This window comes from Mucilaginibacter sp. SG538B (genome assembly GCF_013376065.1).
GTDB classification, from domain to species: Bacteria; Bacteroidota; Bacteroidia; order Sphingobacteriales; family Sphingobacteriaceae; genus Mucilaginibacter; species Mucilaginibacter rubeus.
In genome coordinates this window covers 24,761-44,738 of record NZ_JABMJI010000004.1, presented here as the reverse complement: position 1 = coordinate 44,738, position 19,978 = coordinate 24,761, and the positions used below count along the sequence as shown (strand labels likewise).

The 19,978-nt window shown below is 43.0% G+C and carries 17 protein-coding genes; 3 read left to right on the top strand and 14 right to left on the bottom strand.

Annotated elements, in window-relative coordinates; all coding sequences use genetic code 11:
* Positions 1–245: 245 nt before the first annotated feature.
* The 10 genes from FHW88_RS21165 to FHW88_RS21120 all read right to left on the bottom strand — a co-directional run bounded on the left by FHW88_RS21165 (position 246) and on the right by FHW88_RS21120 (position 10,055).
* Positions 246–1,523 carry a lytic transglycosylase domain-containing protein gene (locus FHW88_RS21165; protein ID WP_176627824.1) on the bottom strand — a complete coding sequence of 426 codons (1,278 nt, stop codon included), beginning with the start codon at positions 1,521–1,523 and terminating at the stop codon, positions 246–248.
* A 68-nt stretch (positions 1,524–1,591) separates the two neighbouring features.
* Complete coding sequence (gene gatA, locus FHW88_RS21160) at positions 1,592–3,016, bottom strand: Asp-tRNA(Asn)/Glu-tRNA(Gln) amidotransferase subunit GatA (RefSeq protein ID WP_176627823.1); 1,425 nt, start codon at positions 3,014–3,016, stop codon at positions 1,592–1,594.
* Positions 3,017–3,119: 103 nt separating this feature from the next.
* Entirely contained in the window at positions 3,120–3,293 is a 174-nt protein-coding gene (locus FHW88_RS21155; RefSeq protein ID WP_175490113.1) for a twin-arginine translocase TatA/TatE family subunit, read from the bottom strand.
* A gap of 32 nt (positions 3,294–3,325) precedes the next feature.
* The gene (locus tag FHW88_RS21150; RefSeq protein ID WP_176627822.1) at positions 3,326–3,769 is read right to left on the bottom strand and encodes a twin-arginine translocase TatA/TatE family subunit; all 444 of its coding nucleotides are present in this window, start codon (positions 3,767–3,769) and stop codon (positions 3,326–3,328) included.
* 59 nt (positions 3,770–3,828) lie between these two features.
* Positions 3,829–5,139 carry a murein hydrolase activator EnvC family protein gene (locus tag FHW88_RS21145; RefSeq protein WP_090534332.1) on the bottom strand — a complete coding sequence of 437 codons (1,311 nt, stop codon included), beginning with the start codon at positions 5,137–5,139 and terminating at the stop codon, positions 3,829–3,831.
* 16 nt (positions 5,140–5,155) lie between these two features.
* Complete coding sequence (locus tag FHW88_RS21140; RefSeq protein WP_176627821.1) at positions 5,156–5,941, bottom strand: DUF4292 domain-containing protein; 786 nt, start codon at positions 5,939–5,941, stop codon at positions 5,156–5,158.
* On the bottom strand, positions 5,919–7,619 hold the full coding sequence (locus FHW88_RS21135) for a tetratricopeptide repeat protein (RefSeq protein WP_176627820.1): 1,701 nt from the start codon (positions 7,617–7,619) through the stop codon (positions 5,919–5,921). Before FHW88_RS21135 ends, FHW88_RS21140 begins: the two co-directional genes overlap by 23 nt.
* 175 nt (positions 7,620–7,794) lie before the next feature.
* Positions 7,795–8,226 (bottom strand): dUTP diphosphatase, encoded by a 432-nt coding sequence (gene dut, locus FHW88_RS21130; protein ID WP_090534327.1) that lies wholly within the window; start codon positions 8,224–8,226, stop codon positions 7,795–7,797.
* A complete protein-coding gene (locus FHW88_RS21125) occupies positions 8,223–9,743 on the bottom strand; it encodes a polysaccharide biosynthesis C-terminal domain-containing protein (RefSeq protein WP_176627819.1) in 1,521 nt (506 codons plus the stop codon). Before FHW88_RS21125 ends, dut begins: the two co-directional genes overlap by 4 nt.
* Positions 9,744–9,776: 33 nt before the next feature.
* Positions 9,777–10,055 carry an acylphosphatase gene (locus FHW88_RS21120; protein ID WP_176628084.1) on the bottom strand — a complete coding sequence of 93 codons (279 nt, stop codon included), beginning with the start codon at positions 10,053–10,055 and terminating at the stop codon, positions 9,777–9,779.
* Positions 10,056–10,239: 184 nt separating this feature from the next.
* On the opposite strand from FHW88_RS21120, the gene FHW88_RS21115 reads away from it, so the two are divergent.
* A complete protein-coding gene (locus tag FHW88_RS21115; protein WP_176627818.1) occupies positions 10,240–10,761 on the top strand; it encodes a YceI family protein in 522 nt (173 codons plus the stop codon).
* Between the two features lie 109 nt (positions 10,762–10,870).
* On the opposite strand, the gene FHW88_RS21110 is transcribed toward FHW88_RS21115, so the two are convergent.
* Positions 10,871–12,040 (bottom strand): amidohydrolase family protein, encoded by a 1,170-nt coding sequence (locus tag FHW88_RS21110; RefSeq protein ID WP_090534978.1) that lies wholly within the window; start codon positions 12,038–12,040, stop codon positions 10,871–10,873.
* A 155-nt stretch (positions 12,041–12,195) separates the two neighbouring features.
* On the opposite strand from FHW88_RS21110, the gene rlmN reads away from it, so the two are divergent.
* Both rlmN and FHW88_RS21100 read left to right on the top strand, forming a co-directional pair.
* Complete coding sequence (gene rlmN, locus FHW88_RS21105; protein WP_091174591.1) at positions 12,196–13,263, top strand: 23S rRNA (adenine(2503)-C(2))-methyltransferase RlmN; 1,068 nt, start codon at positions 12,196–12,198, stop codon at positions 13,261–13,263.
* Between the two features lie 23 nt (positions 13,264–13,286).
* Positions 13,287–13,985 (top strand): ComF family protein, encoded by a 699-nt coding sequence (locus FHW88_RS21100; protein WP_176627817.1) that lies wholly within the window; start codon positions 13,287–13,289, stop codon positions 13,983–13,985.
* Between the two features lie 203 nt (positions 13,986–14,188).
* Here the strand turns inward: FHW88_RS21100 and FHW88_RS21095 are convergent, their stop codons facing one another.
* From FHW88_RS21095 to FHW88_RS21085, 3 genes are all read right to left on the bottom strand, one after another.
* Entirely contained in the window at positions 14,189–17,317 is a 3,129-nt protein-coding gene (locus FHW88_RS21095) for a PAS domain S-box protein (RefSeq protein WP_176627816.1), read from the bottom strand.
* A 2-nt stretch (positions 17,318–17,319) separates the two neighbouring features.
* Entirely contained in the window at positions 17,320–18,606 is a 1,287-nt protein-coding gene (glyA, locus tag FHW88_RS21090; RefSeq protein ID WP_090534972.1) for a serine hydroxymethyltransferase, read from the bottom strand.
* A 397-nt stretch (positions 18,607–19,003) separates the two neighbouring features.
* The gene (locus FHW88_RS21085; RefSeq protein ID WP_176627815.1) at positions 19,004–19,750 is read right to left on the bottom strand and encodes a segregation and condensation protein A; all 747 of its coding nucleotides are present in this window, start codon (positions 19,748–19,750) and stop codon (positions 19,004–19,006) included.
* Positions 19,751–19,978 lie beyond the last annotated feature (228 nt).

Genomic DNA, 19,978 nt, shown 5'->3' with positions numbered 1-19,978 from the left:
CAATATAAAATCTTGATAATAAGATATATAATAAAAACAGGGGTTACACTAACAATCCGCTAAAAGTACTTTGTTTGCGGTCGCTGTACCACTATAGCCATTAACCGGGCGGCGGTTGAAGAACTTACAATAGTATAAAAGACAAGTCCGAAAGCTGGATCTCAACTTTCGGACTTGCGGACATCGGACTTCCCGACTAAAAATACCTTCGGATTTGCGGACATCGGAATCTCCGACTAAAAAAATTAATTCTTTGAATACTGGCCGTCATCCTGCACGTTGGCAGCAACTTCCCCTGCCGATACCCTTAACATAGCCCCTATTGGTGCGCGGTTAGTTTTGAGATGGTTCCAAACTTTCAGATCGGAAACTTCACAACCAAACATATCAGCTATAGAAGCAAGTGTTTCGCCTCTCTTCACTTTATGATGGGTAGGGATTTTGCGTTCAGACTTACCCGGCGTATATTGAACTGCAGCATAAGCAGCCGGTTTAGGGGCGGCAGGAGCTACGGGGGTATTAACACCATTTAGCACGTTATACAAAGCGGCGTAATTATCTTTGGCGGTTTGGGGGATGATAAGCCTGCGCGGCGTTTTTTCACTGCCATTAACAACAGCCATCCGGTACGATGGGTTAAGGATGGTGATCTCCCTTAAACTAACATCAAGTGCCTGGGCAACATTGCTCAAAGGAACAACTCTTTTAACCATTACCGTATCGGTGCGGGTAGAGAAGTTGCAAGCCTGTGCAACGATGTTATGCTTATTAAAATAATGCATCACATAATTCATGGCGATGAAAGCCGGCACATAACCGCGGGTTTCAACAGGCAGGTACTGGCGGATGCTCCAGAAATCGGTTACGCCACCTGCTTTTTCAACGGCGCGTTCCACATTGCTTTTACCGCAATTATATGAGGCAATGGCCAGTAGCCAGTCGCCAAATTCCTGGTAGGCATCCTTCAGATAGGCAGCCGCGGCATAGCTCGACTGGATAGGGTCACGGCGTTCATCAACATAGTTATCCATGTTTAAGCCATAAGTTTTTGCTGTGGTACCCATAAACTGCCAAAGACCTGTGGCCCCTACCCTTGATACCGCGTTTGGATCAAGTTTCGATTCTACAATCGACAGGAATTTTATTTCTTCGGGGATCCCGGCTTCACGGAAAGCCTTTTCGTATATGGGGAAGTAATATTTGGTTAAGCCTGCTACCTGGCCCATTTCTTCGCGGTTGTGCATATACAGATCGATATAAGCCTGCACATATTCATTATAATCAAGCTGGATATCTTTACGAATGGAATCTAACCTGCGCTTGTACAAACCGCCGTATGTACTTAACGGCAACGACTGGTTAAGCACCGGTAAAATAGTAGTGTCGGCGTTTACAATATCGGGGTTAAATTTGGTTACCCGGTTTATTTGCTTAATTGACTTTGCCGAATTGGTTGTGTTTGTTTCGGCTTGTAAAACTTGGAGTGATAAGAGGCAAATGGTCAGGGTAAATAATCTCTTCATTTATTCAGGGATTTGATTAATTTATAATGCCCAAAGCATCAGCATTTTACTAAAATATCATTTTTTTATTACAGATCGAGAAAATATTTGGCAAAATCTAACAGTTGCTGTTCGCCAAAGTGCTTTGTTAATAACTGTAAACCTAACGGTAAACCGTTGCTGTTATTGCCCGTAGGTATTGATATGGCCGGCACGCCGGTTAATGAGGCTTGTACGGTAAATATGTCAGAAAGATACATTACCACCGGATCTTTCTCTTCCTTACCTATGTTAAAAGCCGGTTCGGGCGCGGTAGGCACCAGTATAAAATCATACTCTTCCAGTATCTGGTTAGTTTTTTCCTGTATCAACCTGCGTACTTTTTGTGCTTTTGCATAGTAGGCATCATAATAACCCGCGCTCAAAACAAAAGTGCCCAGCATGATACGGCGCTTTACTTCTTTACCAAAACCTTCAGAACGGGAACGTTTATAAGTAGACTGTAAATCTGTAGCCAGCGGACTGCGATAACCGTAATGTACACCATCGTACCTTGCCAGGTTTGATGACGCTTCGGCCATGGCCAGGATATAGTAAGTTGGCACCAGGTATTCCAGCAGTTCAAAAGCTATCGGGGTAACTGTATGCCCATCGGAACGCAGCTTATCGATGTATTGTACAAGGTTGTCTTTTACTTCGGTGTCAACACCAGGGCTTGATATGGCTTCCTGCAGGTAAGCTATCTTCTTTTTTCCCGGCTTTTGAAGATTAGTATATGATGCAGGCGGCGGAGTTTGTGATAACGTACTGTCATATTCATCCGGACCTGCGAGTACTTCCAGCAATAACGCAGCATCTTCTACCGATTTAGTGATAGGGCCAACCTGGTCAAACGAGGAAGCATAAGCGATAATACCATGCCTTGAAATTGTGCCGTATGTTGGCTTTAAACCTACAACACCGCAAAATGAAGCCGGTTGCCTTACCGAACCACCCGTATCCGTACCTAAAGCGGCATGGCACATCCCTGCTTGTACGGCCACAGCCGACCCCCCCGACGAACCGCCTGCAACTTTAGTTTCATCGGCATGGTTTTTTACCGGGCCAAAGTATGATGATTCGTTGGTGGCGCCCATGGCAAATTCATCGCAGTTACAGCGCCCGATGATCACCGCGTCTTCGGCCAGCAGGCGTTCAACCACGGTTGATGAAAAGATGGAAGTAAAACCCGTTAAGATTTTTGAGGAGGCACTAACCTGGTGCCCTTTATAGCAGATATTATCTTTAATGCCGATAACCATACCGGCTAATTTGCCGGCGGTGCCATTCTTTATTTTGTTGTCAACGTTTTTTGCAGCAATCAGCGCTTCATCAGCAAACACTTCATTAAAAGCATTTAAATGAGCATTTTTTTCAATTTCAAGCAAATAGCCTTTTACAAGACCTTCAACAGTAATTTCTGCACGTTGCAACCCACTCTTTATTTCGGTTAAAGAGGAATAAATATTAGCCATGGGGCTAAAATAAAAAACTTATCCGTTGAAATAAGAAATAAATCAACAGATAAGTTCATATACTCGATAAAAATGGCATTAAAACCTAATCCCTGTTAGGGTATTAAGCTTTTTTTTCTTCAGATGAAGAAGATGAGCCATCGCTGTTTTGCGCGTCTTTAAATTCCTTAACGCCTTTCCCTAAGCCTCTCATTAATTCAGGTATTTTTTTACCGCCGAATAATAAAAGTATCGCAATGATGATCAGAATAATTTCTGGTGCGCCTAATCCACCCATGATTTTAAGTTTTATGTATGATTAATATTATATTATGATTTGTATTCTTCTTCTTTTTCGGTATCCAAATGACTACCGGTAATGGTCTTATCTAAATTGATATGACTTTGGTGTTCCGGCCCGGCCGGGGTATTTACGTGATAATCACTGATAGCGATTGTATTTGGAACAGTATTTTCAACAACCGGCTTTTCGTGCTCAGCTGCAGCTTCCGGAGCTTCTGAAGCTTTTTCATCTAAAAGCGGTTTTTCTTCTTCTACTTTAGGTGCAGGTTTCTTTTCCTCGTAATTATTGATCTGGTTATTGATCTCACGTTTAACATCTTCAGAGGCATCTTTAAAGTCGCGGATCCCTTTACCCAGGCTCCGTGCCAGGCCGGGCAGCTTTTCGCCGCCAAATAGCATCAATGCTGCAAAAAGTATCAGTACCATCTCGCCCGTACCAATATTTAAAAATAACAAAACTGAACTTAACATAGCATTCTGTTTAAGGATACAAATATATACAATTAAAATTTCTTATAGTTCATAACTAATTAGTTAGGCGCCAGCCAGATCTTGGGGTTAACCGGTGTTGTTCCTTTATAAATTTCAAAGTGCGCCTCCGTTTCTCCTGTCGATGGATCGGTTGCCACGGTGCCGATAGCTTGTTTGGTGCTTACTTTTTGCCCACGCGCAACAGTTACCGACCGTAAATTACTGTAAGCTGTAAAATACTCCCCATGCAATATAATTACCAAATAGGTGCCGCTCACATCCCCCACTTTTACAACCGTGCCATCAAATACAGCCCTTACGGTGCTGCCCTGGTTAGTACGGATATCAACACCTGTACTTTCGCTCCTGATACCTTCGGGCGTGGTATAGGTCCCAAATCCCTGGGTAATTATTCCGTTGGATACCGGCCATGGCAAACCACCGCGATTACCCAAAAAGTCGTTCGACAGCTTAGCGGCCTCAGGCGTGGCATTCAATACACTTGATGTACTGCGCGCGGCAGCCGGCTTAGCCGGAGCTGGTGCAACAGGCGCGGGCTTATTTTCGGCCTTTGCTTTGGCTGCGGCCAGTCTTGCGGCTTCTTCAGCCCTGCGTCTTTCTTCTTCAGCAGCCCTGCGCCTGGCTTCCTCAATTTCCCTGCGGATAGCCTCGTTAATAGCACGGTTTGTTTTTACTATCTTAGCCTGCAGATCTTTTTGCTGTTTCTTCAGGATCCCCTCATGCTGTGACAAATCGCTTACTACTTTAACCTGGTTATTACGTTCATTACCCAGTGTTTCTTTTTCTTTTTGCTGATCCTTTAAAAGATCATTCTTTTCGTCCTTGGTCCGGTCAAGCTCATTAATTTTAACATGCAGCTCCTTCTGAGTACCTTGTATATAGGCGGCCTGCCGCTCACGGTAGGTACCAAACTGCTGTAAATATTTTAAACGCTTATAGGCCTGGTTAAAGTCTTTTGATGCAAAAAGGAACATCATTTTATTATATGCACTCTGATTGCGGTATGCAAACAGGATCATAGCCGCGTATTCCTTTTTAAGCTGATCCAACTGCGACTGTAAACTACGTACGTTATTACTACTCTCAGAGATTTGGTTATCCAATAATCTTACTTCAGAGTTGATATTTTCTATTTTTTCCTGCCGCAGGTTTATCTGTGCCTTGAGTATGCTTAGCTGCTTTAATGAAGCCTTCTTATTGTTTAAAGTTTCATTGTAATCTTCATTTAATTGTTCAAGCTCTTTATTCAGCTGTGCTTTACGACGTTTCAGTTCGTCACTGCTTTGCGCGTGTACATTAACTGCTGCCAGTACCAATAATAAAAAGAAAACTGCTTTTATAAACTTCATTAAATAAACATATTAATTATTTGCCAGGCTCGTACCCGTCAGGAATGCTGAACGGATAGTTTTGCTGTACTTCAAAATCGGCCTTAGTATAATGCAAATTAACTTGTATTTTTTTATCTTTTACTACTGATGCGATATCTATTTGTGCCGGCAATACCCGGTTTGTCGCTTCGATAAAGGTATTATTGGTAACCTGTAATGATTGCGCCTGGCGCTGGTTATCTAAATTGGTTTGCGTAACCTTATTATCCGGCCCCAGTATCAACTTGTAAACCAGATCATTCAGGGTACCGCTCAAGGTTGTGTTGCCATCGGCATGATCAATAGTGGCTTGCTCATTAACCAGCTCGGGCACCGCGTTGCCAATCAGCAATGACTCGAGCGTTTTATAATTAACCTCTTTGCTGGCGTAAGTATATATATAGCTGAATGGCTTTTTAATGTAAACGCTTTGCAGGCGGTTAATGATCATAATGCTGTCGGGTGTTATTACAGCGCGGGCCGCTTCAATGCCTAATACTGCCGTAATAGAAACCCAGATCCTTTTATCTTTTGCTATCCTGATATTCAGGGTAACATCGTTGCTGTTATTATTGATACTAAGCTTGGTTTTTGCCTTGCCCGCAAACGTTGTAAAATTTACCTGGTTTGCCCTTATGGCAGCCAGTTTGCCGGCAATATCACTCGTCCTTGCGGTCGAATCTGCCTTACGGGCAACCAAAACTTGTTTACGCGCTTTACAGCTTACCATTACCAGCAGGCAGCAAGCTATAAGTAAACTATTCGCTATATTTTTTTTCATTTATCTTACGATCTAAAACTGGTGACTGCTCACCAAAGCCTTTCGCCTTTTTCCAGTTAGTTATGGCCGCATCGGTATTCCCAAGGAAAAACAATATATCGCCATAATGTTCATACTTAACCCCGCTATTGTCTTTATCATGCGTCAGGGCCTTTTCCATCCACTCTTTTGCCTGTGCGTATTTTTTTTGTTTAAACAGGATCCAGGCGTATGTATCTTCAAAAGATGCGGTGTTAGGCTGCAGCTCATTGGAATGTGCCGACATTGCTGCCGCCTTTTCCAGCTGCTCATTCCTTAACGATAAATAATAAGCATAATTGTTTAAAGTAAATGCGTTATCCGGATTGTAGGTTAAAGCTTTCTCATAACTCTCGTCAGAACTTTTAATATTCTTCAACTCATGATAGCAATCGCCCAATAATGAAAAACTTAACGAAAGTAGCTCCTTATCCTGAAGTTCTAATGAAGTAGCGTTTTTAAGATAACCAACCGCTTTATTGTTATCCTTTTTTTGTGCCCAGGCCACACCAACAAGATAGTTCATCCAGGCCTGGTTCGGGAATAATGACAATGCGTTTTCACCATCTTTAATAGCGGCATCAAGGTCATTGTCGCCTAAATCCAGGCGCACCAGCTGTTCCTGAACATTGTATACCTGGTTATTAAGCTGGGCCGATTTTTTAAGTACCGGCTTTGCCTCTTTATACTTGGTATTCTGGATCAGCATATCACCATAAATGGCATAAGCCCTGGCGTCGTTAGGATGGGCAACGGTCAGGATCCGGCTTAATTCAAGCGCGCTTGCTTTAGCATTAGCCTCCGGAAACTTAGGAAAGTATCCCGATATAATATTAATTTTTTGATCGATGCCGATATCCGGAATGGCAAATCCCTGGGTAAGCTCATTAAAGCTGGCTTCGTTGTTCTTTTTATCGCGATAGATATCGGCCAGCGCGAAGTGCACCAAACCATTTCGCGGATCAAGCTTTTCAGCTTGCTGCAATACTTTAAGCGCCTTATCGGCAAACCCGTTCGAATTATAAACTTCGCCAAGGGCCAGGTAATAACGGATCTCCCCGGGATTAGCGGCTATCTGCTTTTCCAGTTCGGAAGTGGCCTGGTCAATTTTGCCCTGCTTTAAATAGATCTTTTGACGATTGGCTAAAAGATCATCACTCGGGCCGTTCAATTTTTCAATCTCATCATATACCTTAAGGGCATCATCGTACCTTTTCAGGATGGTAAAAGCATTGGCCTTGTCAAAATAATACGCCGATTTATCCGGGTTAAGCCTGATCAACTGGTTAAAAACATTTTCAAGCTTATCAATCGTATTGGTTTTTTCGTAGCTATCGGCCAATGCTGCCCAATACCATTCGTTATCCTTATTTATTGCTACAGCCTGCTCCAGGAGGGGCTCAGAAGCTGCAAAATCATTTTGCTGCCTTTTAAGGTTGGCCAGCTCATATAAGGAAGCATCATTTGCAGGGTCGGCCTGTAAAACGCGCTCAAACATTTCGGTGGCAAGCTTATAGTTCTCCACCGTTTTTTCGCGCAGGGCCGAAAAGAAAAGCTGCTTAACCATAGCGCTGTCCTGATAACTCATCACCTTACCTGCCGATGCCAGTGTTTTATTATCGCCGTTCTTTTTATGCTGAGCCTGAGAATTTAGAGGCAAGATGGCAAGAGGCAAGAATAAAGACGCAAGAAAAGGCGCAGAAAACAGGTGTGTTTTCCGTGTACGTTCTAATTTAATATTGCTTTTACCAATCTTCATTCGTCTTGTTTCCTGACTCTATTGGTCTTGACTATATTTCTTTCTTGCTTCCTGACTCTTATAGTCCTGACTCTAATTACTTCCCTGTGTGTCCGTAGCCGCCCTCGCCCCTTTGGGTTTCGTTCAGTACTTCTACCTGCTCCCAGTTAACACGCTCGTGTTTGGCAACTACCATCTGGGCTATCCTGTCGCCGGTGTTGACCTCAAAATCTTCTGTCGAGAAATTGATGAGTAATACCTTGATCTCTCCGCGATAATCAGCATCAATGGTACCCGGCGAATTAACAATACCTATACCATGCTTAAATGCCAGACCGCTTCTTGGGCGGATTTGCGCTTCGAAACCCTCGGGCAATTCAATATATAAACCTGTTGGAATGAGTTTACGTTCCATTGGTTTAAGCACTACCGTTGTTTCTACATCGGCACGCAGGTCCATGCCTGCCGCATGAGCAGTTTCATAAGCCGGTAAACTATTTTTTGATTTGTTAATTATGCGGATGATCATCGTTTAAATATAGCTTTTAACTCCTTGCGTTCAAAGTAATACGCCCCGGCCGCAAATAAAAGTAAAAGCCCGTTACCAACAAAAATATTACGTTTAAATACCGTGAACGACAGAAAAACAAACAATACCGAGACAATTATATACGCAAGGTTCTTTTTTAAGTTATACGGGATGGGGTAATTTTTTTGCCCCCACAGGTACGATAGCACCATCATGGTAGCATAGGCCGCGAACGAGATCCACGCCGAAGCCATGTAGCTGTATTTAGGAATAAGCAGCCAGTTTAAAATAACGGTTAATACCGCTCCTATGCCAGATATATATAAGCCATACCGGGTTTGGTCAGACAATTTATACCACACCGAAAGATTCATATAAATACCAAGGCTCAGGTAACCGAACAACAAAGGTGGTACAACGCCAAGGCCCTGCCAAAACGGATTGTAAACTATATGATGTTTTACCTCATGCGTTTCCTTTCCTACTATAACAGTAGCCAGTATATCAACATTGGCAATAAGTGCTACACATATAACGGCCACCATAATTACAAAGTAGGTCATGATGCGGGCATAAGTTTCGCCCGAGTTTTTGTTTTTTGCATGGCTGAAGAAAAACGGTTCGGCGCCTAATCTGAAGGCCTGCACAAAAATACTCAGGAATAATGCAATCTTGGCGCAGGTGCCATAAATGCCCACGTGTGTATCGGCGATACTTTGGGGCAGCATTTGCTTCAGCATCACCTTATCTAATGATTCATTAATGATGAACGATATATTGGCTATCAATATAGGCCAGCTGTATGCAAACATTTCGCTTAACATGTCACTGTCAAACTTCAACTTCATTTGCAATATCTCGGGCAACAGCAATAGTATGGTAAGCCCGCTCGCTATTGCGTTAGCTAAAAACACATATCCTACCCAATTGGGCCTGTACCAACCTGCCATCCATGCTCCGGCCGGCAAATGATGATTTATTATAAACGGAACGCCGAACAGAAAAAACAAATTGAGCATCATCACAAGGCCGATGTTTGAGCATTTGATAATGGCGTATTTTATGGGGCGGCCTTCTGCCCTGATGCGGGCAAAAGGGATTACGCAAAAAGCATCAAGCACTAAAATTACAAGGAAGCACTTTACGTAAAACGTATAGTCGGCATGATCTTTAGTGACGCCGGCCTGCATGTAATTGACAATAGGATTTAAAAACAGTACACAAAAAACCAGGAATATTACCGATACCATTATAACAACGCCGAACGCGTTATTATAAACCTGCTGTTTGTTATCCGAACGTTTTTGCAGATACCTGAAATAGGTAGTTTCCATACCAAAAGCCAAAATGGCGTTAATGATAGAAGCACTTCCATATACCGATGTAAAAACGCCGTTAGCATTTACCGGCAGGGTACGCGTATAAATTGGCGTTAAAACAAAGTAGATCATCCGGGAAATGATAGTACTCAGACCATATATAGCAGTTTGCCCGGCGAATTTTTTTATAGTAGACAATGGAGATATTCGATTTAATGAGTTTGTGTTTAATTACAAACGCCTTTTAACAACCTCAAAATTACGATAGTTTTTCAATTCGCCTTCATGGCTTTCAACGGCATTTACCTCTGCATCCTGAGGGCCCTCGTTACACCATTCAAGAAACATATCAAGAAATGCATCATCAGCCTCGGCTTCGATGTACACATCACCGTTGGGCTCATTCAATACAAAACCGCGTACACCAAGCTGATCGGCAACCGCTTTGGTTGATTTACGGTAAAAAACACCCTGCACTTTGCCTTTAACTGTAATATTGAGATGTTTGATCATTAGATTTGACAGGTATTAAATTAAGAGCTGAAAACGGAATGCTCAAAGCTTAAAGCTAACAACCCTACTGGTGCAAAGGTAACTTTTTTCCGGCTAAGCAACCTGTTTTACTTAACAAGCGTAATTACTACAAAACGCATTACATTTTATTTTGATTGATATAACTCTAAAAATCTATTTTATGAAAAAAATTATTTTTTCTGCCCTGATCATTGCTTTTACAGCCTTTTCGGCATTCGCTATTTTTGGCAACTGGAAAGTGAAAGGCGATGAAGCCCAGGTAACTTTTGAAGGCCACAGGGTGAGCGGTTCATTCGGCGGTTTAAAAGCCGATATAACATTTGATAAAGACCATCCCGAAGCGGCCAAAATATCGGCAACCATTGATGTAACTACAGCAGCCACGGGCTTTTTTATTAAAACCAGCCACGTAAAATCGGCCCTGGGCGCCGACGATTATCCAACCATCAGGTTCGAATCAACCTCGGTGTCAAAAAGCGGTAACGGTTACGTAGCCAGCGGAAAGCTAACAATGAAAGGCAAAACCAATCCCGAAGCCATCCATTTTACGTTTGATGAAAAAGGCAGCGAGGGTGTGTTTAAAGGCGATTTTAAAGTACAACCTCCCAAATATGGTATCGACAGAAGCGGCACACCGCCCGAAGTTACAATTCATTTGACAGTGCCGGTAAGTAAAGGATGATATCTGCACGAATCCCTGTATAGCTTACTTATAATTTAATCGAATTACACAAATGTTTCCTTTACGTTATTCGTGTAATTCGATCTGATTCGTGAAAATTAGTGTCAATTTATATCAGTTTCTTTACTTTGGTTTCGGGGGTGATCTTAAACCCATCAAGGCCGCTAATCAGGTTCAGGCCCGGGGTTTTGCCTGCTTCAAGCGTACCTTTTTCATCGTCGATACCCAGGTATTCGGCTCCATTACGGGTACCCCATTCAACCAGGCGCGGTAAGCTTATAGAAGGGAACTTTTGTTGAATAGCACGCATCTCGCTCAGTAAGCATAATTTGCTGTTTGATGCAAGGCTATCGGTACCAAGGGTAATATTAAAACCCTGGTCAACAAAAAGATCAATTTTAGGTAAACGCCCCTCAATATAAAGGTTTGCATTAGGGCAAAAGCACCAGTTTATCTTCCTGTCAAACCGCTTGATGAAGTAAATATCCTTCAGGTTGGTACAGGTATTATGTACCAGCAAAACCTTTTGCTTGTTAGAGAGCAGCGGGATAATAGATTGTACCGAGTTACGGGCCTGCGGCTTGAAATAGGATATATCCATACCAAAATGCTCGTACAACTCTAAAAAAGCACCAAGTTTATACCGGTAAAATTTGTTCTCATCCTCACACTCCTGGTTATGGATACTGAGCAGGTTCTCATCGTTGGCATCGCTGTGCTTTTTAATCAGCTTAAATAGCTCTTTTGATACCGAATACGGTGCATGCGGGGTTATAGAACACGAGCCGGGCTTAAATTCACTAAGCAGGGCCAGCGCTTTTTCAAAAACTTCAGCAGCCTTTTCGGGCAAAAAACCAAAAGTTTCAACAAAGGTATGATAGTATAATTTGCTTTGTTTTTTCATCGCAACACTATTATTAGTATTGGAGATATCACCAACGGCTACAATACCGTTATCATACATTTCCTGATCGGCCTTAGCTATGGCATCAAGAACCTCCTGCTGATCGGTATTGCGTAAGGATTGAACGTCTTTTATAAAATTTACCAGGCCGCCTTTGGGCTTTACTTTATCTTTTAAATGAGAAAGTTCGGTATGGCAATGCGTATTGATAAATCCCGGGCAAATAACACCGCTTACCTGCTGTATTTGCCCGCCAGGGGACTTGGTATTATCGGTAACAGCTATGATCTTCCCCTGATCATCAACAGTAACTATTCCATTTTTAATCGGATCGGCATAAACAGGAAAAACGTAATCGGCTCTAAAACTTTTCATTAAAATTTAAACTTAGTATCGTAACACATAACGTTTTTCAAAACAATCTGTCCTGCAAAATAAGTACAATTAACTTTTAGTTATTGTTTTTTATTAGCCAAAAAGAATGACTTTAAAAAAAGATAGATTTTTTTAAATTTAAGTACTTTTGCACTGTGAACAATACAAAAGATAAAATTGACATCCGCAGCCTGAGCCTGAATGCTTTACAGGAGCATTTCATCCGTATGGATGAAAAAGGCTTCAGGGCAAAACAGGTGTATGAATGGCTTTGGAAAAAATCTTGCTTTTCTTTCAACGAGATGAGCAATATTTCAAAAGAACTCCGTGCTAAACTGGATGCAAATTTTGTAATTAATAATGTAAAAATTAATTCTTCACAGGTTAGTGCTGATAAAACTATAAAAAATTCTTTTATTTTACACGACAACCACTTAATTGAGGGCGTTTTAATTCCAACTCCCGGCCGCATGACGGCCTGTGTATCATCGCAGGTTGGTTGCAGCCTTACCTGTAAATTTTGTGCCACCGGTTATATGGAGCGCAAAAGGAACCTCAACCCCGATGAAATTTACGACCAGGTAGTTTTAATTGATCAGCAAGCCCGCGAAAACTACAATCAGCCTTTATCAAACATTGTTTACATGGGCATGGGCGAGCCATTGCTTAACTATGCCAACATGATGAAGTCGATAGAGCGCATTACCTCCGAGGATGGACTTAATATGGCTGCCAAACGCATTACTGTATCAACAGCCGGCATTGCCAAAATGATCAAAAAACTGGGCGACGACCAGGTAAAATTTAATCTCGCCCTTTCCCTTCACGCGGCAAACGACGAAAAACGGAATACTATTATGCCCATCAACGAGCAAAACTCGTTAAAGGCCCTGGCCGAGGCATTAAAATATTACTACGCCAAAACCAAAAACCCGGTGACCTACGAGTACATTATTTTTGATGGTGTGAACGATGGTATCCAGGACGCTATGGAGCTGGCTAAATTTTGCAAACACCTGCCCTGCAAGGTCAACATCATTGAATACAATCCTATTGCTTTTGCCAGCTACATCAACGCCGGCGAAGATAAAGTTGAAGCATTTGCCGATTACCTCACCAAACAAGGTATTAACACGCACCTCCGCCGCAGCCGCGGCAAGGATATTGACGCTGCCTGCGGTCAGCTTGCCATCAAAGAAAAAGATAAACTGGCCGAAGTTTAAAAAATCCATATTAAATTGAGGGCATGAAATTACTGCGTGCCTACCTTTCAGATTTTGCCGCCCTGTTGTTCCCGGAGCTTTGCCCGGCCTGCCAGGCAAGCTTGGTAGCAGGTGAGCATATCATTTGCAGCGATTGCCGCTTCAATTTACCTTTTACCAATTTTCATCAGCAACCTGCTAATATTGTAGCCCAGCAGTTTTGGGGTAAAATTAATGTGGAAGCCGCCTACGCGCTTTATTATTTTCATAAAGGAGGAAAGATTCAGAACCTGATGCACCATTTTAAATACAAAGGCATGCAGGAGATCGGCAATCTGTTGGGAGGCATTGCAGGGGCACAGCTTGCCGCAAATGATGTTTTTAACACTGCTGATGTAATTATTCCCGTTCCGCTCCATAAACGCCGCCTGCGCGAACGCGGTTATAACCAAAGCGCCTGCTTTGCCCATGGCCTTGCCGAAAAATTAAACGCGGTAGTTGATGAGCACAGCCTTGTACGTACGGTGGCCACTAAAACGCAAACCCAACGGTCGCGCTTTGCCCGGTTTGAGAATATGCAGCATGTATTCGCGGTTAAAGATCCGGCTGCACTTGAAGGCAAACATGTATTGCTGGTTGATGATATAGTAACTACCGGCTCAACGCTTGAAGCCTGCGGCGCGGAGTTATTGAAAGTTCCTGGTTTGAAGTTGAGTATTGCAGCTATAGCTTATGCGGTGTAGGGCCATAATCGAGTAGGATACTAATCATGTCATTGTTGAGAAGCAACATGGGAATGAGCCAGGGGTTCGACATGGCAATCGCATACTATACAGGGCGGTCACGCTTCCGTGCGATTGCCGCACTATCGCTTATAATGACATCTGTTTTAGTACGGGGATTTAAACAAACTCACCTCTACTCTCAAGTCTCTAATCACTAACCCCTACTGCTGCTGGTACCTGCTTAGTTTATCATAAAGCACCCTCGGGTCAAAGGGTTTAAGGATGTAGTCATTCATTCCGGCATCGTTAATCTCGCCCATTTGGTTGCTGAGCATAGAGGCCGTAAGGGCAATGATAGGTAACTGCTGAAAATAAGTTTCTGTTTTAGCGCGGATAATGCCTGTAGCTTCCAAACCGCCCATTTCGGGCATGTGGATATCCATCAGCACTACGTTGTAGTTACGGTTGGTTTCAACCTTTTCAATAGCTTCAATGCCGTTTTCGGCAAAATCAGCACTGGCACCCCATTTCTTTAATATCTTATTAATGAGCAGGCGGTTAATCTGGTTGTCATCAACTACTAAAACATTTATTTTAAGTCCTTCTTCCACGTTATTACTATTTCTGTTTGACTGGTAATCTCCTTTTTTAAAACCTATGGTAAACCAAAATGTTGATCCCTGTCCAGGTACGCTGTCAACATTTATGCGCGAGTCATGCAGTTCAATTAACCGCTTGCTGATAGCGAGGCCAAGGCCGGTACCTCCAAACTTGCGTGTAGTATCCAGTTCGGCCTGCTTAAACTGCTCAAATATAGTCCCCAGTTTATTTGCAGCAATGCCTATGCCGGTATCAATTACTGCAAACCTGATGCGCACATCCTGTTCTGATTGCTGTATTACTTTCAGATCGATGGTAACTCCGCCTTTTTCGGTAAATTTAATGGCATTACCAACAAGGTTTAGTAATATCTGGATCAGCCGGGTGCGGTCGCCCAAAATCACCTTGGGTATGGCCTCATCAATGCTTTTGCTAATATATATATTTTTTTCGGCGGCTTTATACTGCATGGAGCTTGTTATGCTTTGAACAAGTTCGGTTAAATCAACCCGCTCCTTCTCCAGCTCAACATTCCCGGTTTCGATCTTGGCAAAATCAAGCACATCATTGATCAGTGTCATCAGGTTTTCGGCCGAGAATTTCAGAATATTAAGGTTTTCCTTTTGCCCATCAAGCGGATCATCCTCCAGTAACAAATGCGACATACCAATTACGGCATTCAGCGGCGTACGGATCTCGTGGCTCATTACCGATATGAACATATCTTTGGCGCGGCTCAGCTGTATAGCTTCCTCGCGGGCATTGATCAGTTCAATTTCAGCCTTCTTTTTAGCTGTTATGTCAATGATAACCTCAATATATTTATCAACCTCGCCTTTGCTGTTAATGATCACCGAGTTGATCACCGAGATCCACAACGGCTGCCTGTCCTTCCGGTAAACCAGCAGGTCAACCTCAAATGATTGTTTATTGCGGGATAACTCGCGTGCCTTTTGGATAATAGATACGTCAGTAAGTTCCCCTTTCAGCACATCACCAAGATGGTTGTCTTTTACATCAAGCAAAGTATAGCCGGTTATTTGCTCAAAGGCTTTATTGACCCACTCAACCTTACCATCGCTGTTATTAATTACCACGCCACTGGCAGTACTGCTGGCCACTAACGAAAGCATGGTTACCTGTTCTTCGGTTTTCTTACGTTCGGTGATGTCAACCATGACAGCTATCTGCCTTTCAACACTACCTGTTTCATTAAATAAAGGGCTATTTGACAGAAAGATCCAGATTGGGGTTTTGTCCTTTTTATAAACTTTTATTTCAACTTCATATCCCCGTTTTTCCTCTACAGCTTTCACTGCCGCGTTAAACACATTAAGGTCGGTATCTTCGCCAACCAGCATAGTGCCAAACATTTTACCACGCATTTCGTCAAGCGTATAACCTGTTATACTCTCCAGGGCTTCATTCATCCAGACCACCTCGCCCGTATTACTGCGGATCAGGATACCGCTTGGCGATTTGCGGGCCGCGAAGGACAGGATCTCCAGGTCCTGCTCAATCTTTTTACGCTGGGTTATATCAATAATAACCCTGATAAATTTATCTGTTTGCCCGGCGCTGTCGCGGATCACCGAGTTAAATACCGAGATCCAAACCGGTTCACCATCTTTTTTATCTATCAACAGGTCAACCTCGTAAGATACCTGCTTGCGGATGGCTTCATCCAGCCGTTTTACAGCTTCGGCATCCAGCGGTACGCCTTTAAGCACATCGCGCAAACGCCGGTTTTCCACATCGGCCTGGCAGTAACCTGTTATCTGCTCAAAAGCTTCATTGGTCCATATTACTTCATCGGCCGCGTTGCTGATCACTACACCACTGGTAACTTTACTTGCAACCAATGATAGTAATGCCAGTTCATTGGCCACCTTTTTCTGATAGCTGATATCACGCCCGCTGGCAAACCACTTATCGTTTTTAAAAGTTACCGACCAGCTAATGCATTTAATATCGCCCGATGGTGTTATAATATTTGCTTCTATTTCAAAATGGCGTTGCTGCCTGCTCAACCCTTTTTTTAGGACCGACAGCGATTTTGCCTGTTCTTCTTCGAGGAAAAAACTCCAGATGGGTTTACCGATAACCTCAGTAGCTAAATAACCCAAAACCGGTTTGGCCGAGCGGTTAATTTGCTCGATGTTAAAATCCCTGTCCATGATACAATGAATATCCGGCGAGCTGTCAAAAAGATCATGAAATTCCTGGTGGCTTTTCAAATTTCGCTCCAGTTCAAGCTTCTGTTTCCGGAGCAGCAGGTGCGACATGACCTCATCGGCCAGCGTACGGAGCGCATCACGCTGTTCGGCTGTGAGCTTACGCGGCTTTGTATCAATCACGCATAATGAGCCAAGCCTGTGGCCGTCCGGATCAATCAATGGGGCGCCGGCATAAAAGCGTACGCCCATTTCATTGGCTATGGGGTTATCCTTAAATTCCTCGTCCTCTTTAGAATCGGTTATTTCAAGAAGCGCCTCGGATTGGATGGTGCGGTTGCAAAAAGCGTCGGCGCGGGGTGTTTCCTCCACGTCGACGCCGTATGTTGATTTAAACCATTGCCTTTCGGCATCAAGCAGCGATATCAGCGCTGCCGGCACCTGGCATATGTAGGAGGCTAAGCGCGTAATAGCGTCGTACTCCTTTTCGGGCATGGTATCCAAAACATTGTATGATTTAAGCGCTGCTAAGCGCTTATCTTCTATGCTTGATGGATCTTCCTGCCTTAGTGTCATTTTTACTCTGAGTCCTTATCTCTGTACAACGGGAAGTCGTACATTAACTTGTGAACCCTTTTACGGATTTTCTTGATAGAATGTTCATTTTCAGGATCAGAAATTACAGCATCTATCAATTCAACAATATGCTCCATATGTTTTTCCTTCATCCCGCGGGTAGTGATAGCCGCAGTGCCTACACGGATGCCTGAGGTTACAAATGGCGATTTATCATCATATGGCACCATGTTTTTATTCACGGTGATATCGGCAGTTACCAAAGCATTTTCGGCAGCTTTACCTGTAATATTTTTATTACGAAGATCGATCAGCATTAAGTGGTTATCCGTACCGCCAGATATGATCTGGTAACCCAGCTTCACAAATGCTTCGGCCATAGCGTCGGCATTCTTCTTAACCTGCACAATGTATTTCATGTAGTTTTCGCTCAAAGCCTCACCAAAAGCAACTGCTTTAGCGGCAATGATATGCTCCAACGGACCACCCTGTGTACCAGGGAATACGGCCATATCCAATAATGACGACATCATCCTGATTTCGCCTTTAGGGGTTTTGATACCAAATGGGTTTTCAAAATCCTTACCCATCATAATTAAACCACCACGCGGACCGCGTAAAGTTTTGTGGGTAGTAGTAGTAACAATGTGGCAATGCGGAAGCGGATCGGTCAATAAACCGCGGGCGATTAAACCTGCAGGGTGCGAGATATCGGCCAATACCAGCGCACCAACTTCATCAGCTACCTTACGGATAAACTCATAATCCCAATCGCGTGAGTAAGCCGACGCGCCTGCAATGATCAGTTTCGGTTTTTCGCGCAGGGCTACCTCTTTAAGCTGGTCATAATCAACCAGGCCGGTTTCTTTTTTAACCCCATAAAAATGAGGTTCATACAATTTGCCCGAAAAGTTAACAGGCGAACCGTGTGTTAAGTGACCACCATGTGAAAGGTCAAAACCTAATATTTTATCGCCCGGCTGCAATACAGCAAGCATAACTGCCGCGTTTGCCTGTGCGCCAGAATGCGGTTGTACGTTAACCCACTCGGCGTTAAACAATTGCTTGGCGCGTTCAATAGCTATGGTTTCAATTTCGTCAACCACCTGGCAGCCGCCGTAATAGCGTTTGCCCGGTAAACCTTCGGCATACTTGTTGGTTGCAACAGAACCTGCAGCTTCCATAACCTGCCTGCTTACAAAATTCTCAGATGCTATAAGCTCAATGCCTTCTTCCTGGCGTTGCTGTTCTTCATCCAATAGCTTAAATATCAGTTTGTCTCTTTTCATTGTGTGTTTTTAACGGCGCTAAGTTACGCAATTGATATAGATTTGAGATGTGAGATGTGAGATTTGAGATAAGAGTAATGTTAGATTTTACGTGGCTTAAAATAAACGCAATATTATTTGCCGCCCAGGTGTTTACAGCGAATAAATCGTCAGACCTAAACGCATAATTATTCTTTGAATCTCAAACAACTTCACCGATTGAGAAATCTGGATTTTATTTTTTCCATCACTTTATCATGTGCAATGCCCTCACCCCGATCAAGTTGTTCTTCGGCTTTTTGAATAGCCTGCTTAATTCCTTTTGGAACATCAGTCCAAAAATCAGCCTCCGATAAACTAACCGATGGCCTCCTCTTTTTTAAAACACTTGGCTGTCTCATATCTCAAATCTAATGTCTCATATCTCTTTTGGCGAAATCCAAAAGTTATTATAACCCAATCCAATCTGGATATCTATCAGCTCCTGTTGCAACATTTCAAGCACCGCCAAAAAGTTATATACAAAATGAACTTTGTTTTCAGATTCTTTGGCGATTGCTTTAAAATCGAGCATTTTATTGATCTTGAGCAGATCGGCAACTGCCTTCTTTTGTTTTTCAATGGTGTAGGGATACTGTACTACCGTGTGTTTCACCTCCTCGCTGCGCCTGGTGAAATTGCGGATCATCCGCTCATAAACAACCATAAGGCGGTAAAGGGTTAATTCGGATAACTCTTCGCCGGGGACGGCTACTTTTTCAACTTGTTCGAGGTCATGTTTGATATTGCCGCGCTTTTCCTGTTTAAATCGCTCATCTTCCATAGGCCTGATCTCTTCACACACCTCTTTAAACTTTTTATACTCGATGAGTTTCCTGATCAGGTTTTCTTTGGTGTCCGGGTCATCGCCGGCCTCTTCGGTGCCATAACGCGGCAACAGCATTTTGGCCTTAATCCGCATAAGTGTTGCAGCCACGAAAATAAATTCGCTGGCAATTTCCATATTGAGGCTTGACATCTGGTGCAGGAAGTGCAAAAAATCATCGGCAATTTTGGCTATCGGGATATCGTGGATATCCAGCTCATCACGCTCAATGAAAAACAGCAGCAGGTCAAACGGGCCTTCAAACTGGGGTAACCTAATGGCAAAACTATCGTCGGTCATAAAATCCGGTCAAAAATAAACATTTCGGCCGGATTCATCGCAGTAAGAATTAAGCTGCAAAGCACAGACTTTCAGGTTTAAAAACAAACAATCCACTGCTTCTGTTGATCATCATAATATGCCTTAACCAAACTGTCTTGTTTGGCATATCCTGTTTGTTAAGTAATTTAATATCTTTATATACCCTGAATTTAACAATAAATAGTTTATTTTGCAGGTTAAATATCC